Origin of the sequence: Pseudomonas sp. Irchel s3a10 (genome assembly GCF_900187525.1) — a bacterium.
GTDB lineage: Bacteria > Pseudomonadota > Gammaproteobacteria > Pseudomonadales > Pseudomonadaceae > Aquipseudomonas > Aquipseudomonas koreensis_G.
Window position 1 is genome coordinate 13173 of record NZ_FYDR01000018.1, and the last position, 16026, is coordinate 29198.

Genomic DNA, 16026 nt, shown 5'->3' on the forward strand with positions numbered 1-16026 from the left:
GCGTGCTCCTAGTTAGTCGTTTCGACCGGGAAACCTTCGGCCTGCATTTTCTTCAGCACATCCTGCCAGCGCGACAGGCGTTTGGTGTCACCGACCTTCTTGTTGCCCTTGGCTCCCGGCAGGTACAGACCTTCTGCATTGAAAGAGTAGACCGGCAGCAAATCAGTTCGCTGGGACGCCGGCTGAATCGGATCGATCAGGCTGTCGAGCACCAGCGGCATGGCATCGGGGGTGGCATAGTAAGTCAGTACCATGTGCGCGCGATTCTGGCGCAGTGCCTTGACGTAGGTGATGCGCAGCTTGTCACTGGAGACCCCGAGATGGCGCAGGCTGAAATACTTGGCGATCGCGTAGTCTTCGCAATCGCCGGCACCTTTCCACAGGGCTTCGATGGGCGTCTCCCAATAATCGACCTGCCGCCACAGATCGATATCTTCTACATAACGCACCTGTTTGTTGAAAAACAGGTTCACCACCTTGAGCTTGTCCATCTCGCTGACCTGTTTCTGCGTGGCCAGCAGGTTTTGCCAGGCATCGATCCGCTGCTGCCCGGCGCCCAGCGGCCCGTACAGCGCCGTGGCTTTGCGGCTGATCGCGGAAAAATCCCAATCGGCATGCAGGCCGCCCAGCATGACGCCGGCCAGCAACAGTGCGCAGCCTAGCCAGCGCAGAGTTCGGGGGATCGCGAAACGTACCGCCACAGCAGGTTTCCAGGAGGCAGGAAGGAAAGCGTTTGATGGTGAAGCTTAGCCCGGCAAAAAACAATGGCACCATGAGATCATCACCATCGCGCTAAACTTCACGCAGGACAGCAAGCCTTTACATGGTTTGACAACCTGTAGAGCAATCACTAGTGTCTTTGGATCCAAATTCCGTCGTCATTCAGGGTGAGTAGTTGTGACACAGAAGCCCAAACCGCTGCACAGCATCAAAGTCGATGGGCCGATTCCCGCACACCTTGCCCGCTCGATCATCGAAGAGACCCTGCGCTCGGCGATCCTTGACGGTCGCTTGCCGTGCGGCACCGCCCTGCGCCAGCAGGATCTGGCCGACCTGTTCGGGGTCAGCCGGATGCCGGTGCGCGAGGCTCTGCGCCAGCTCGAAGCGCAGGAACTGCTGAGCGTCACCACCCACAAAGGCGCCGTGGTTGCGCCGCTGATTCAGGGTGACGCCACCGAAACCTACGAGTTGCGGATCCTCCTGGAATCCGAGGCCATGCGCCAGTCGATCCCGTTGCTGACCAGCGCCGATCACGCGCTTGCCGCCAGATATATCGAAGAACTCGAAATCCAGCACGACTACAGCGAAATCGGTCGGCTCAATCGTCTGTTCCACATGGCTTTGTACAGTAAGGCACCGAATCGGCGTTTGCTGCGATTGGTCGAAGACGGCCTCAACGAGGAAGAGCGCTTTCTGCGGTTCAACCTCGAAGCCATGGGTCTGGGCAAACTCTCCCAGGAAGATCACCGCGCCATGCTCCAGGCCGTGATCGCGCGCGATGTCGAGCTGTCGGTGAAGTTGCTCACACATCACCTCAACCGTGGCGTCGAGGTCATCACCCGCTATCTCGCCAGCCCCGCCGGACAAAACCGCAAGGCTGCACGCTGACACCCTCCACGCCGGTCTCTGGCCTTCGCGCCTGACCGGCGAATAACCCGCTTACAAATCCTCTCCCCCGATCCCCCGCAATCCTGGTGGCGGATCCGCCTGTTCGCTCTACCCTCCCAGCGCTCGCAAGCCCGTCATTGCGGCTCGGCGCGGACGAATCGGTCATAGCCGTCCCGCCAATTTACCCGCACTCTTTAACGGCCACCCCATGAAGAACGGGCGACGCGCCGCACTGCCGGCGCAGTCCCCGCACCAGGAACCTACGGAAGGAGCCTTGCCACGGGAAAAAGGGAAGTTACGGCGCCGTTTCCGGCCCACTTTCATTCCTATACATCACATAAATCCCCGCTTTTTAAAGTTGCTTTGAGTGAGGCATTCACTCTTGTTTTCAATTTTGGCCTTTATTTGCCGAAAGGAGCAACTACGCCCAAATAAAACTCAAATAAACAGTTTTATCGGGCCAACTCATATTCAAAAAACAGACAACTAAAAATAATTAAAAATAAACTTGTTAAGTTATTTAACGATGTATTAGCTTTTTATTGCCGAGCAGGGTTAACCCCGCAAACACGGCGCAGCTCCATAGTCAGGCTGCAGTCTTGGCAGATAAGCGCCAGGCTTCTGCTCAGAGCCTTCCATGCACTTCGCAAACTTTCACCAATCCGAATGAGGCCAGCGTTCGCCAATAGAAAACGTTTCAGAGTTATTGAGTCCGCGTTAAAGCACAGAACGAGCAACTTCCTCTATTCCAATAACACCGAGGTTCGCCATGATGCCAACTAAAGAACAACTCGCCCTGAAAAAAGCGCAATTGAGCGTTCACCCGATCTTCACCGAGATCGATTCGTTATCGGTACTGCGCCGGTTCATGGAGTCCCACGTCTTCGCCGTGTGGGATTTCATGTCGCTGACCAAGCGCCTGCAGCAGGAACTGACCTGCACGCGACTGCCCTGGTTGCCGCCACGAGACCCGCATGCCGCACGCCTGATCAATGAAATCGTGCTGGGTGAGGAGTCGGATGATCGTCCCGCTCACGGCCATTACAGCCATTTCGAGCTGTACCTGGACGCGATGCGCGAAGTCGGTGCGAGCACCACGGCGGTCGAGCGGTTTGTCGCGCTGCAGCAGGAAGGCGTGAGTTACGACGTCGCTCTGCAAAGCGTCGAGGTTGACCCGGCAGCAGCAAAATTTGTGCGCGAGACGCTGAACACCGCGCTGCACGCACCGGGCCACAGCGTCGCCGCCGCGTTCCTGCATGGCCGCGAGAGCGTGATCCCGCCGATGTTCCAGCGCATCCTCGATGACTGGGGGATCGGCATCGAACAGGCGCCGACCTTTCGCTATTACCTGGAGCGCCACATCGAGGTCGATTCGGAAGATCACGGCCCGGCGGCGGAGCGCCTGCTCGAGCGCCTGGTCGATGGCGATCCGCAACGCGAAGCCGAGGTCTATGCCAGCGCCATCGCGGCGGTGGAAAGCCGCATCGCCCTGTGGGACGGCCTGCGTCTGAGCATGCGCGAGACTTTGGTGGAGGTGGCCCAATGAACGCCGCCGACTACCAATCCTTCGCCGACGCCTGGGAAACCCGCGCCACCATCCGCACCCGACCACGGCGTGTGCTCGAAGACGATGAACGCCTGATCTACCCGCTGAGCCGCCAACCCCTGGTGCTCAGCGAAACCTTCCTGCGCGAATGCCCGCAACAACGGGATTTCGCCCTGGTGCAGACACTGTACAAATTCATCAACGACGTGGTGATTTTCGAGACCGAGATCGTCGACAAGACCGCGCGCAGCATCGCCAAGAATCGCTTCGCCGTGGCCTTCCCGTTCGCCTGTCGCTACGACGCCATGACCGTGGTGGTGGACGAGGATTACCACGCGCTGGTGGCGATGGATTTCATGCAGCAGACCGTGGCCATGACCGGCATCGAGCCGATCGAACTGCCCACTGAAATCGAACTGAGTCGGGCGATTCCTGCCGCTGTGGCACTGGCGCCCGAGCACCTGCGCAGCGCGGTGGAACTGATCTGCGTGGCCATCGCCGAGAACACCGTGACCGGCGACGTTGCGGCTTTCGCCCGGGACGACACGGTCAAGCCGTCGATCAAAGGGCTGATGGCCGATCACTTGCTCGACGAGGGCCGCCACTCCAGCTTCTGGGCGCGCATGGTGCGTATCTATTGGCACACCGCCAATGACGCGGATCGGGCAACCATTGCGCAGATCCTGCCGGTGTTCATCGGCCATTACCTGACCAACGACATCCAGAAGTCCTTCGATTTGCGCCTGATCGACGCCCTGCCGGTCAGCGAGGCAGTGCGCCGCTCGCTCAAGGACGAGATGGCCGGGCTGGCGTTTCCGATTAATCGCCACCATCCGCTGGTGGGCAACATCGTGCGCTTTTTCCACAGCAGCTCGCTGCTCGACACGCCGTGCGTGCAGCACGCCCTGCGTGACTATCTGGTTTGATGAGGAGGCCGACATGAGACGTCTCGACATTTTGCTGATTGGCGCCAGTCAGGCCATGACCGACCTGGCGCAGGAACTCGAACAACACGGTCACACTTTACGGCGCAGCGGCGCGGCGCAATCGCCGGTGGATCTGATCATCGACGACGGCTTCATCGGCGCCGGCGATTTCTGCGCCATCCCGCACCTGCATCTGCGCCTGGGTATCGGGGCGCCGAGCCTTGGCGGTTTACCGACGCTCGACCTGCTGTGCTTCCTCGGCTCGTCACTGATCAGCCGTGTGCCGATTGCCGATGAGCCGTCCGGCAATGGGCAGGCACTGCGCCAGCGAGTGCTGACGCATGTGGTCGACGAAGTCGCGTTGCTGGTCAGCCGTTTCTCCCGCGATGCCGAGTATTTGCAGCAGGCAGTGCCAGCCACGGCGCCGGACTTTGAACAGGTGGAAGATCTGTCGTTTCTCGACAGCCTGGCCTACGTCCATCGCCTCAACGCGACGGCGCATCCGGAATTGTTGCGACAGGCGCAGACGCCGCTGATCGAACGCCTGCAGCAGAGCCTGATCGCGCACGCCGAGCGACCGGCGTTGCACCTGGCCGAGCAGTCACTCAGCTATCGCCAGTTGCACGCGCACAGCCGTGCGATCCAGCAACGTCTGCAACCGTTGCTCGAGCAGCATCCGCAGCCGTGGGTCGTGGGTATCTGCCAGCCGAAAAGCCCGGCGCTGTTCGCCTCGATTCTGGCGGTGCTCGGCAGTGGTGCGGTGTATCTGCCGCTGGAGCCGAGCCATCCGGTGCAGCGTCAGCAATACATCCTGCAAAACGCCGGCGCAGTGTTGTTGCTGCACGACGGCGAGCATCCGCTGGGTGAGTCGATGCCCGGGCTGGATGTCAGTCGTATCGACAGTGCCGACGCCGATCTCGACCTGCCGTTGATGCGTCAGCGGCCGACGCTTGAAGCACCGTGCATGGCGCTCTACACCTCCGGCACCACCGGCCATCCGAAGGGCGTGCTGCTGAGCCAGGCGAACCTTGCGCACTTCACCGCGTGGTACGCCGATTACGCGCAGTTGCACGCCGAAAGTCGGGTGTTGCAGTTCTCTTCGCTGAGTTTCGATTCTTCGCTGATCGATATCTTTCCGACGCTGCTGCAAGGCGCTGAACTGGTAGTACCGGATGACACCCAGCGCCGCGATCCGCTGCAACTGGTGGCGCTTATCCGCCGCCGGCAACTGACCCACGCGTTCCTGCCGCCGGCACTGCTGAGCATTCTGCCGCTGGAGCAATTGCAAGGCGTCGAAGTGATGACCGGTGGCGACGTCTGCGAGCCCTTCGTTATCGAGCAACTGACCCGTCAGGGCCAGCTGCACAACCTCTACGGCCCCACCGAAGCCACGGTGTTGATTACCGCTCGCCAGCTCAAACCGGGTGACAGCAACCGTACCCTCGGCGCACCGATTGCCAACAGTCAGGTGCTGATTCTCGATGACGATCTGCAACCGGTGCCGGAGAACACCGTCGGCGAATTGTTCATCGTCGGCCCCGGCGTTTGCCTCGGTTATTTGAACAATCCGCAGCAGACCGCGGAGCGTTATCTGACCCTGCAACTGCCGCACGGTGAGAGCTTGCGCGCCTACCGCAGCGGCGACATGGCCAAGTGGGGCGAATATGGCATCGAGCTGTGCGGACGACGCGATAATCAGGTAAAGATCCGTGGTTTCCGGGTCGAACCGGAAGAGATCGAGAGGTGCCTGCGCGAGAGCCAGTTGTACCGTCAGGTGGCGGTGGTGATCGACAGTCAGCGGCGGATTCTGGCGTTCCTCGCCCAGCCACAGTCGGACACTGCCCGCGATCTATTGAAGGCGCATGCCCAGCAGTTTCTGCCGGACTACATGCAACCGGTGGCGTGGACTGAACTGGCGCAGATGCCATTCGCCAGCAACGGCAAGGTCGACCGCAAGGCGTTGCTGGAGCTGCCGGTGAGCGTGCAGGACAGCGGCCCGAAATGCCTGCCGGCAAGTGCCGACGAAGCGTTGCTGCTGGAGATCTGGGCGGAACTGCTGGAGCTGCCGAGCAGCGATATTTCCACCGACGAAAGCTTCTTCAATCTCGGTGGGCATTCGATTCTGCTGTCGCGGATGTTGCTGCGCTTGCGTGAGGAATTCGGGCGCAGCATCTCGATCAACCGCTTCATCGAACTGCCGACCATCATCAAACTCGCGACGCTGGTGCGCGGTACCGATGACAGCGCGGTGCTCAGCGCCCAGGCCATGGCCGACGCCGAGCGCCCGCTGAACATTGAGCCGCTGCCGATCAGTCGCCTGGGCGATGTGCACAAGGTGATCGTCACTGGCGCCAACAGCTTTGTCGGCGTGCACATCGTCGAAGCGCTGCTCGGTTGGGGCGCCAGCGAAGTGGCGTGTCTGGTGCGCGACGGGGGCGGGCAAACGGCGGCGCAGCGTTTTGCTCAGGCGCTGCGCGAAAACCGTCTCGAACACCTCGATTTGAGCCGGGTGCGGATCTACTCCGCAGACCTCACCCGCCCGCAACTGGGTCTGGGCGATGACGATTATCAGCGCCTGGATCGCGAGTTCGGCGCGCTGGTGCACAACGCCGCCAACGTCAATCACGTACTCGATTACGAGTCGCTGGCCGCGGATAACGTCGAGCCGATTTTCGAGCTGCTGCGCCTGTGTGAAGGGCGTAGCAAAAAGGTCTTCAACTTTGTCTCGACGCTGTCCGCTTCCAGCACCGTCGATAGCGAAGGCCGCGTGCTCGAATTGCCCGCCGCGCCGACGCCGCCGATCTACATTCGCAACGGCTACAACCTGTCGAAATGGGTCGGCGAACGCATCCTCGAACGGGCCCGCGAGCGCGGGGTGTGGGTCAACCTGTATCGCCCCGGCAACATCAGTTTCAACAGTTTGAGCGGCGTCTGCCAGCCGCACAAAAACCGTTTGATGCTGATGCTCAAGGGCTCGATCCAGCTCGGTCAGGTGCCGGCCTTCGCGCTGAATTTCGACCTGATGCCGGTGGACTTTCTCGCCCGCTTCATCGCCTTCCACGCCAGCCGTTATTCGACCGAGCGTGCGGTGTTCAACCTGCACAACCCCGAGCCGCTGAGTTGGGATGCCTACGTCGCCTCGTTCCGCGAAACCGGCAGCGAGTTCTCGCTGGTCAGCGTCGCCGACTGGCAGCAGCAACTGGGCCGGGTCGATGCCGACAACGCGCTGTTCGGCGTGCTCGGTTTCTACCTCAATGGCTTCGAGGAAGACATCGGCGACATCTCCCTGATCGGCCATGCCAACGCCAAGGCCGGCGTGCGGCAGATGGGCGCGCAGTACCCGGAAAAATCCCCGGCGCTGCTACGTCGCGGCTGCGATTACCTGAAACAGATCAACTTCATCTAGTCATCAAAAAGGAGTAACACCATGAGCAATCTGAAACCCGACACCCTGATCAAAAACCCGCACGGCTGCCACGTTGTGTCTTCGGTGGAGGTGCCGGCGGACGCGGCGCAGGTCTGGGCGGTGGTCGGCAATTTCGCAGGCTTCGACCGCTTTATTCCGGCGCTGTCGCACATCGAAATGACCGGCGACGGCGTGTCGTCGCTGCGCAAGAAATTCTTCAAGGACGGCAATGTGGTGGTCGAACAACTCAACTCCCGCGATGAGCAGGCGCGCGCCATGACCTGGACCACGATCTACAACACCTTGGGTGTGGCGAATTTGTGGGCGGCGATGAATGTGGAATCACTGGGGGCGGGGAAGTCGCGGGCGACCTGGACGATCATTGCAGAGCCGGCCAGCGGAGGTGACGAGGCACTCCCGGGGTTCAAGGATTTCGTTCAGGGGTTTGCCGATGATGCGATGGGGAATGTGTTGAAGCTGTTTGTGTAAGGCTTCGGATTTGCGGTGATTGTCAGACCGCCTTCGCGAGCAAGCCCGCTCCCACATTTTGATTGCATTCCTTCTGTAGGAACGCGGTCAATTTGTGGGAGCGGGCTTGCTCGCGAAGAACGATAACGCGGTCTTCCGTCTGGCGATCAGATCTTGAAGCTGTCGACCAACTGCTTCAACCGGTTCGCCTGCTGCGACAGCGCATCGCAATCCTTCAATGTTTCATTGAGGTTGGCCACGCTCTGCTGGTTCAGCAGGTTGATCTGGTTGACGTCGACGTTGAGGGTTTCCACCACCGCCGTCTGCTCTTCGGTTGCAGCGGCCACCGACTGGTTCATGCCGTCGATTTCGCCGATGCGCTGGGTCACGCTGACCAGGCGCAGGCCGGCCTGGTTGGCCACTTCAACGCTTTCTTCGCTGGACGCCTGACTGGCGTTCATGGTGGTCACCGCTTCACGCGAACCGACCTGCAAGGAGGTGATCATCTTGTGGATCTCTTCCGCCGATTCCTGAGTGCGATGGGCGAGGTTGCGCACTTCGTCCGCCACCACCGCAAAACCGCGTCCGGCTTCACCGGCACGTGCCGCTTCGATGGCCGCGTTGAGCGCCAGCAGGTTGGTCTGCTGCGAGATGCCTTTGATCACATCGAGGATGTGGCCGATGTTGTCGGTGCTTGCATTCAGGGTTTCGATCTGGGTGCATGACAGGCTGATCTTCTGCGACAACTCGGTCATCGCCTGAATGGTCTGCTCGACCACCTGACGACCGTCATCGGCCTGCTCGCTCGCGCCGCTGGCGTGCTGCGAAGCATCGGCGGCATTTCGGGCGATTTCCTGAGTGGCGGCGCCCAACTGGTTGATCGCGGCAGCCACGCTGTTGGTGCGGGCACTTTGTTCGTCGGAACCGATGATCGAGGCGTTGGACGACGCCATCACCCGTTGCGACAGGTCGTGTACATGACGGGTGGCCGACGACACTTCGGAAATCGACGCGTGAATGCGCTCGACGAACTGGTTGAACGAGCTGCCCAGTTCGGCGAACTCATCCTTGCCTTCCACGACCAGACGCCGGGTCAGGTCGCCTTCACCCTGGGCGATGTCCTGCATCGCGCGGCCCATGGTGGTCAGCGGACGCATCAGGACGTTGATCAGCAGGCTCAGCAGCAGCGCAATCGCAGCGACCGCGACGAACATCGCGATCAGCGCCGAAGTACGGAACTGGCTGAGGGCGGCGTAGGCCTTGTCACGATCGATCGACAGACCGATGTACCAGTCGGCATTCGGCAAACCGCTGACCGGGGTGAACGACAGGATACGTTCCTGGCCGTTGAGCACCACGTTCTGGTTGCCTTTCTCGATGCGCACGCCGGAATTCGGGTAGATGTCCTTGAGGTTCTTCATCACCTGATCTTTGTCCGGGCTGACGATCACTTGGCCGTCACCGCTGACCAGGAACGCGTGGCCAAGGCCACCGAAGTCCACCGAGTTGATGATCTTCACCAACGTTTCCAGGCTCAGGTCGCCACCGACCACACCCAGCAGTTCGCCATTCTTTTTCACCGGCATGGCGATGGTCACCACCAGACCACCGACCGCCGCCATGTACGGCGGGGTCAGCATGGTTTTGTCAGCAACGACTGCTTGCTTGTACCAAGGGCGCTGACGCGGATCGTAGCCGTCGGGCATCTTCGCGTCAGGGCGCTGAGTGAACACCCCATTGGCCTGGCCGACGTAGGTGAACTGGAAGTTCGAGGTGAAGGCCGGTTGATCGACCAGCCCCGGGAAGTCGGCGTCCTTGCCCTGATGGGCAACGTTTTGCGCGAGGTTTTCCAGCACCAGAATTCGCCCGCTCATCCAGTTCTGCACGCTGCTGGCGGTCAGATCGCCGGCCTGCTGCACGGACGACTGAAGGTTCTGGCGAATGGTGTTGCGCTGCAGATAGTCGTTGTAGAGGGTGAACAAAGCGAAAGCCAGGACCACGACGCCCGAGGCGGCCAACAGGATTTTATGGCTGAACTTGAGATTCATTTCATGGGACTTCTTATGCAAAAGTGGGGATGCGTTCCGGGATGCAACATTCCATGTACAGCGCAGGCGGCGTTCTGACGGCCGCTCTACTTTGGTGCACGCATGTCTCACCAGTCTGTCGGCACCGTTTGCGGAAAACTTAGGGCGTTGTGGGAAATGTGCGGCATTTCTGTCAGATTCCCGCCGAACGGCGTGCCAGAGCGTTTGCCTTCAGTTTTTTAAGACGGTTATTCGTGCGGAGGTTGCAAAATTCTCAGCCCTTGATAAAAATGCGACTAATTATCATTTGTGACGTTCGGGCTGTCGCGTTCATGTCCTCACCTGAGTTTGCAGTGCAGGCGCTTTACAGGAGTCATCACGGCTGGCTCAACGCCTGGCTGCGAGCGCGGCTGGGCAATGCCGCAGATGCCGCGGACCTGGCGCAGGACACCTTCGTGCGTCTGTTGCAGCGCAGCGAACGTCTGGAACTCAAGGCACCTCGCGCATTTTTACGCACCATCGCCCGTGGCCTGGTGATCGACCACTGGCGTCGTGCAGAAATCGAACGCGCCTATCTCGAAGCCATCGCCCATTTGCCCGAAGCCGAAACCCCAAGCGCCGAAGCTCGCGCGTTGGTGATCGAGTTGCTCGAGAGCGTGGCGCGCATGCTCGAAGGCTTGCGGCCGAAAGTGCGTCAGGCGTTTCTGCTGGCGCAGTGCGAAGGTTTGACCCACAAGCAGATCGCCGCGCAGATGGGTTTGTCACTGCGCTCCGTCGAACGTTACGTCGCCGATGCGCTGTATCACTGTTACATGTTGCGGTACGAAGCCTGATGAGTGTGGACAACAACTCAGTCGGGCGCCGCGCCGAGCCGCAACAACAGGTGGTCAAGCAAGCCATTCACTGGTTGCTGCGGCTGCGCAACAACCATGGCAATGCGCGCCTGAGTCATCAGTGCGACGCGTGGCGTGCCGAACATCATGAACATGAACTGGCCTGGCAGCGCGTGCAGTCGCTGCAGGCGGAATTGAGCCATAACCTGCGCGCAGTGCCCGGCGCGCACGTGGCGCTGAACACGCTGGAAAACAGTGCGCAAGGACTCGGACGGCGACAGACCTTGAAGCTGCTGTCTGGCGCGGTGCTGATGAGCTCCGCGGCGTGGCTGGCCAAGGACACCTCCGTGTGGCAGCAGTGGCGCGCTGATTACGCTACGGCGACCGGCGAGCGTCGCGGGTTCCAGTTGCCCGACGGCACGCGGATCGAGCTGAACACTGCCAGCGCAGTGGATCTGGACTACACCGCGCAGCAGCGGCTGATCAAACTCACTCGCGGCGAAATCATCGTCACATGCGGCGGTAACGATGAAGGCGCGACGTTCAACCGGCCACTTCGCGTGCAAAGTCGTCATGGTATTTATGAGCCGATAAAAGCCCGCTTCATCCTGCGTCAGGACAGCGATTGCACACGGCTCACCGTCAGCTCCGGAAGCGTCGCCATCCGCAGCGGCGCAACCTCCGTCGAGGCACTCGCGGGGCAGACCTATCTGATCGATCACCATCAGGTGCGCCCGGCACCACCACTGGATATGGACGTGGGTGCGTGGGCCGATGGTTTGATTGTGACCCGCAACATGCGCTTGGGCGATTTCCTCAATGAAGTCGGGCGTTATCGTCAGGGCTTTGTGACGTGCGCGCCGCAGGTAGCGGACTTGCGCCTGTCCGGGGTGTTCCGCCTGGAGGATACCGACACGCTGCTGGCCATCCTGCCGCAGACCCTGCCGGTGCAATTGCGTTATCGCACTCGCTGGTGGGTCACGCTGGAACCGGTGGCCTGAATTATTTTGGCGGGTTTTCGCAACGAGTCCGGCTTGGTCAGTAAGCACTTCAACTCAGCCTTTGCGACTTGCCACGGAAACCGACAATGACTGTCCGCCTCACCTGTAAGAAACCGCTGAATTTCACTGCCGAATCGGGCCTGCTGCGCCACGCAGTTCGCGCCGCCCTGCTGTCCACCGTTCTGGGTGCCGGTGTGCTGCCCGGCCTGAGCCTCGCCGCCAATGTCAGTGAGGCGAGCAGTCATCGCTACAGCATCGCCGCCGGCCCACTGGGCGAGGCGCTGAACCAGTTTGCCCGTCAGGCGGGCATTACCTTGTCGATGACCCCACAGCAAACGCAGGGACAACAGTCTCCGGGCGTACAGGGCGAATATTCAACCGATCAGGCGTTGAGCCATTTGCTCAGCGGTTCGGGTCTGGAAGCGGTCAGCCAGGACGGCAGCAGCTACGTCCTGCGTCCAGTCAGTGAAACCGATGCGCTGGCTCTGCCAGCCACCGATATCAAAGGTTTCGCCCTCGGCAACGCACTCGGCAGTATGGAAGGCTACAACGCCACCCACAGCCAGATCGCGACCAAGACCAGTACTGCGTTGCTGGAAACTTCGCAAAGCGTGTCCGTGGTCACCCGCGAGCAAATGGACGACCAAGGTTCACAGACCGTCTCTCAGGCGATGCGCTATACCCCCGGCGTGCTGACCAACCCTTACGGGGCAACCCATCGCTACGACTATGTGGCGATGCGCGGCTTCAACGATGGTTCGGTGGACAATATTTACCTCGACGGCCTCAAGTCGATGGGCGACAGCGGCACCTACAGCACCATGCAGGTCGATCCGTATTTTCTTGAGCGCGTGGATATTCTCAAAGGTCCATCGTCAGTGTTGTACGGCCGCAGTTCGCCCGGTGGCCTCGTGGCACTGACCAGCAAAAAGCCGTTGTACGAGGCCTATCATCAGGTTCAGGCCACGGTCGGTACCCAAGGTCAGCGCGGAGTCGGGTTTGACTTCAGTGGCCCGGTCGATGATGACAAGCGCATTGCCTATCGTCTGACCGGTTTGACGGATCAGTCCGATACACAATTCGACCACAACAAGGAAAAACGCTTCGCCCTCGCCCCGACCCTGAGCATTGATTTCACTGAAGACACTTCGCTGACGCTGCAGGCGTATCTGCAGCACGATCCGGATGGCGGCTACCACGGTGGCGTGCCGGCGGACGGGACGATTCATCAGCGCAACGGCAACCGCATCTCGCCGCACTTCTTCGAGGGCGAGCCGGGGATTGATGGCTACTCGCGGGATCAGCAATCGTTCGGCTATCAGTTCGAACATCGCTTCAACGATGTCTTCACGGCGCGGCAGAACTTCCGTTACCTCGACTCCAAAGTGAACATGGATCAGGTCTACGCCTACGGCTGGACGACACCAACCAGCAACGAACTGAACCGCTATTACACCGGCGGCGATGAACGTCTGCATGCGTTCATCGTCGACAACATGCTGCAGGCCGAATTCTTCACCGGGGCCACCAAGCACACCGTGTTGATGGGCGCAGATTATCAACGGCGCAAGACTGTGGTCGACTGGACCAGTGGTGGTCTGGCGCCGATCAATGCGTTCAACCCGGTCTACGGCAATTCGGCGATCGACATGTACGGCGACACCAGTTACCTGCGGCGCCTGGAGCAGACCGGGGTCTACCTGCAAGACCTGATCGAGATGGACCAGTGGCGCTTCTCGCTGGGCTTGCGTCAGGACTGGGTCGAGACCTCCGATGAGAACCGTATCGCCGAAGCGGGTCGGCCAGTGGGCACCGAAATCAACGACCGCCGTACCAAACTGACCGGCCGCGCCGGCGCGTTGTATCTGTTCGATAACGGTCTGGCGCCGTACATCAGCTACTCCGAGTCGTTTAACCCGAACTCGTATGCCGACAGCGCCGGTAATCCTCTGCCGCCAACTGACGGGACGCAATGGGAAGTCGGCCTGAAGTACCAGCCGCCGGGCACCGACAATCTGTTCACCGCCTCGCTGTTCCGCATTGATCAGGAGAACCTCGCGACCAAGTTGCCACAGGAAAACTTCTACCGAGCAGTCGGCGCTGTGCGCTCGCAAGGTCTGGAGCTGGAAGCGCACATGCAGTTGACCGACAACCTGAAAGTGCTCGGCAGCTACACCTTCACCGATATCGAGTACTCGAAGTCGATGGTCAGCACCTTGAGCACTCCGACCGACGTGATCGAGAACAAAGGCAACTCGCCAACTCAGGCGCCGCGGCACATGGCCTCGTTGTGGGCCGACTACAAGTTCGACAGCGCGGTACTCGATGGCCTGCGTCTGGGCGGTGGTGTGCGTTATGTCGGTTATAGCTGGGCGGACGCGGAAAACACGCTGAAGGTGCCTTCCTACACCTTGTTCGACGCCTCGATCGGTTATGACCTGGGCAAGCTCGGCTTGAAGGGCGTCGACGTGCGCTTTAATGCGAACAACCTGACCAATGAAACCTACGTGGCCTCCTGCGCCAGTCTGAACTTCTGCTACATGGGCGAAGAGCGCAACGTCGCCGCCACGGTCAGCTACCAGTTCTAAGCCTTTGCCTTGTGCATAAAAAAGCCAGCCGCTGATTTCTCAGGGGCTGGCTTTGTCGTCTTTGTGGGGAAATCTTCATGCGCGCATTGTTGGTGTTGTTGCATCGCTATATCGGCCTGGCGACGGCGGTGTTTTTGCTGTTGGCCGGGATTACCGGAAGCATTCTGGCGTTTAATCATGAGCTGGATGAATGGCTGAATCCGCAATTCTATGCGGCCTCCGCCGAGGGTCAGCGATTGCCTCCAGGGGCATTGGTCGAGGCTGTGCAAACCACCCATCCGAAGCTGCAGGTCTGGTACATGGAGTATCCGGAAGAATTGGGACATACCGCGCTATTGGCAGCTGTTCCACGTAACGATCCGGCGACGGGCAAACCGTTTGATGAGCGCAATCAGGTGTTCTACCTGGACCCGGTGAGTGCCGAGCAGAAAGGGCAACGTTACTGGGGCAAGTGCTGCTTTTCCCGGGAGAACTTCATTCCGTTCATTCTCGAGTTTCATTACAACCTGACGCTGCCCGGAAACTGGGGCTTGTGGTTGATGGGTCTGGTTGCGTGCGCCTGGGTGATCGATTGCTTTATCGCCTTGTGGCTGACATTTCCTCGTGGCAAGCCGTTCTGGAGAAAGTGGTCGACGGCCTGGAAGATCAAGGGCGGGCACGCTTACCGGCTCAACTTCGACCTGCATCGTGCGGGGGGATTGTGGCTGTGGTTGTTGTTGCTGCCGATTGCGGTCAGCAGTGTCGCGATGAATTTGCCGAGTCAGGTGTTCAAACCGGCAGTGTCGTGGTTTTCGCCGATTGAACCGAGCGTTTATGAGGCTCGAGGGCGAATGCCTCCCTCGGAGTTGGGGGTGACACAGTTGAGTTATCAACAGGCGTACGAAAGGGCATTGGTCGAGGGTAAGAGGCTAGGACTGACAGCGGCGATTGGGGAGTTGTATTACAGCTTTGAGTACAACTTCTACGGCGCAGGATTCGGGCATCACGACACTCAAGCGCATGGCAAATCCTGGTTGTTCTTTCACGGCACGGACGGACGATTATTAGGGCAGGAAATCGCTGGAGAAGGGACATTGGGGGAGCGGTTTTATCGACTGCAGTTACCGATACATGGCGGACGGATCATAGGCTTTACCGGGCAGGTGCTGATCGCGGTATTGGGTGTTGTGATCGCGGGACTGTCAGGGACTGGCGTTTACATCTGGTGGCGTAAGTGGCAAGCCCGACGTATCAGCAAGGCTCGCAAAGCGGCCTGATGTTCGGAAGCCCTGAAACGACAAAACCCCTGTCTGCGTTAGCAGACAGGGGTTCTGGAATTTAATCTTGACGATGACCTACTCTCACATGGGGAAACCCCACACTACCATCGGCGATGCATCGTTTCACTTCTGAGTTCGGGATGGGATCAGGTGGTTCCAACGCTCTATGGTCGTCAAGAAATTCTGTATCTGGCCCGTCAACACGGTAACGTGCCAGCAAAATCTATAACTTCTACTAAAACAAAACCCCAACTGCTTTCGCAATTGGGGTTTCGGAATTTAATCTTGACGATGACCTACTCTCACATGGGGAAACCCCACACTACCATCGGCGATGCATCGTTTCACTTCTGAGTTCGGGATG

11 protein-coding genes and 1 rRNA gene are annotated in these 16026 nt (G+C 59.8%); 9 read left to right on the forward strand and 3 right to left on the reverse strand.

From position 1 onward, the window contains the following. Positions 1-8: 8 nt before the first annotated feature. Complete coding sequence (gene lapG / locus CKW11_RS27035; protein ID WP_095140124.1) at positions 9-701, reverse strand: cysteine protease LapG; 693 nt, start codon at positions 699-701, stop codon at positions 9-11. 196 nt (positions 702-897) lie between these two features. On the opposite strand from lapG, the gene CKW11_RS27040 reads away from it, so the two are divergent. From CKW11_RS27040 to CKW11_RS27060, 5 genes are all read left to right on the forward strand, one after another. After that, positions 898-1608, forward strand: coding sequence for a GntR family transcriptional regulator (locus CKW11_RS27040; protein ID WP_095140125.1), 711 nt, complete (start codon positions 898-900; stop codon positions 1606-1608). A gap of 769 nt (positions 1609-2377) precedes the next feature. Continuing rightward, positions 2378-3154 carry a DUF3050 domain-containing protein gene (locus CKW11_RS27045; protein WP_095140126.1) on the forward strand — a complete coding sequence of 259 codons (777 nt, stop codon included), beginning with the start codon at positions 2378-2380 and terminating at the stop codon, positions 3152-3154. After that, the gene (locus CKW11_RS27050; RefSeq protein ID WP_095140127.1) at positions 3151-4080 is read left to right on the forward strand and encodes a diiron oxygenase; all 930 of its coding nucleotides are present in this window, start codon (positions 3151-3153) and stop codon (positions 4078-4080) included. The genes CKW11_RS27045 and CKW11_RS27050 overlap by 4 nt, the downstream gene beginning before the upstream one ends. A gap of 13 nt (positions 4081-4093) precedes the next feature. Beyond that, complete coding sequence (locus CKW11_RS27055) at positions 4094-7486, forward strand: non-ribosomal peptide synthetase (protein WP_095140128.1); 3393 nt, start codon at positions 4094-4096, stop codon at positions 7484-7486. A gap of 21 nt (positions 7487-7507) precedes the next feature. Beyond that, positions 7508-7975 (forward strand): SRPBCC family protein, encoded by a 468-nt coding sequence (locus CKW11_RS27060; RefSeq protein ID WP_095140129.1) that lies wholly within the window; start codon positions 7508-7510, stop codon positions 7973-7975. A 146-nt stretch (positions 7976-8121) separates the two neighbouring features. Here the strand turns inward: CKW11_RS27060 and CKW11_RS27065 are convergent, their stop codons facing one another. After that, positions 8122-10002, reverse strand: a complete 1881-nt coding sequence (locus CKW11_RS27065; RefSeq protein WP_095140130.1) for a methyl-accepting chemotaxis protein — start codon at positions 10000-10002, stop codon at positions 8122-8124. Positions 10003-10313: 311 nt separating this feature from the next. Between CKW11_RS27065 and CKW11_RS27070 the strand changes: the two genes are divergently transcribed. The 4 genes from CKW11_RS27070 (at position 10314) to CKW11_RS27085 (ending at position 15659) form a co-directional block, all read left to right on the forward strand. Next, positions 10314-10814 carry a sigma-70 family RNA polymerase sigma factor gene (locus CKW11_RS27070; protein WP_095140131.1) on the forward strand — a complete coding sequence of 167 codons (501 nt, stop codon included), beginning with the start codon at positions 10314-10316 and terminating at the stop codon, positions 10812-10814. After that, positions 10814-11815 (forward strand): FecR domain-containing protein, encoded by a 1002-nt coding sequence (locus tag CKW11_RS27075; protein WP_095140132.1) that lies wholly within the window; start codon positions 10814-10816, stop codon positions 11813-11815. The genes CKW11_RS27070 and CKW11_RS27075 overlap by 1 nt, the downstream gene beginning before the upstream one ends. Positions 11816-11901: 86 nt before the next feature. Beyond that, a complete protein-coding gene (locus CKW11_RS27080) occupies positions 11902-14403 on the forward strand; it encodes a TonB-dependent siderophore receptor (protein WP_095140133.1) in 2502 nt (833 codons plus the stop codon). Positions 14404-14480: 77 nt separating this feature from the next. Continuing rightward, entirely contained in the window at positions 14481-15659 is a 1179-nt protein-coding gene (locus CKW11_RS27085) for a PepSY domain-containing protein (protein ID WP_095140134.1), read from the forward strand. 65 nt (positions 15660-15724) lie between these two features. Here the strand turns inward: CKW11_RS27085 and rrf are convergent. Next, positions 15725-15840 (reverse strand): 5S ribosomal RNA (gene rrf, locus CKW11_RS27090). Positions 15841-16026: the final 186 nt, after the last annotated feature.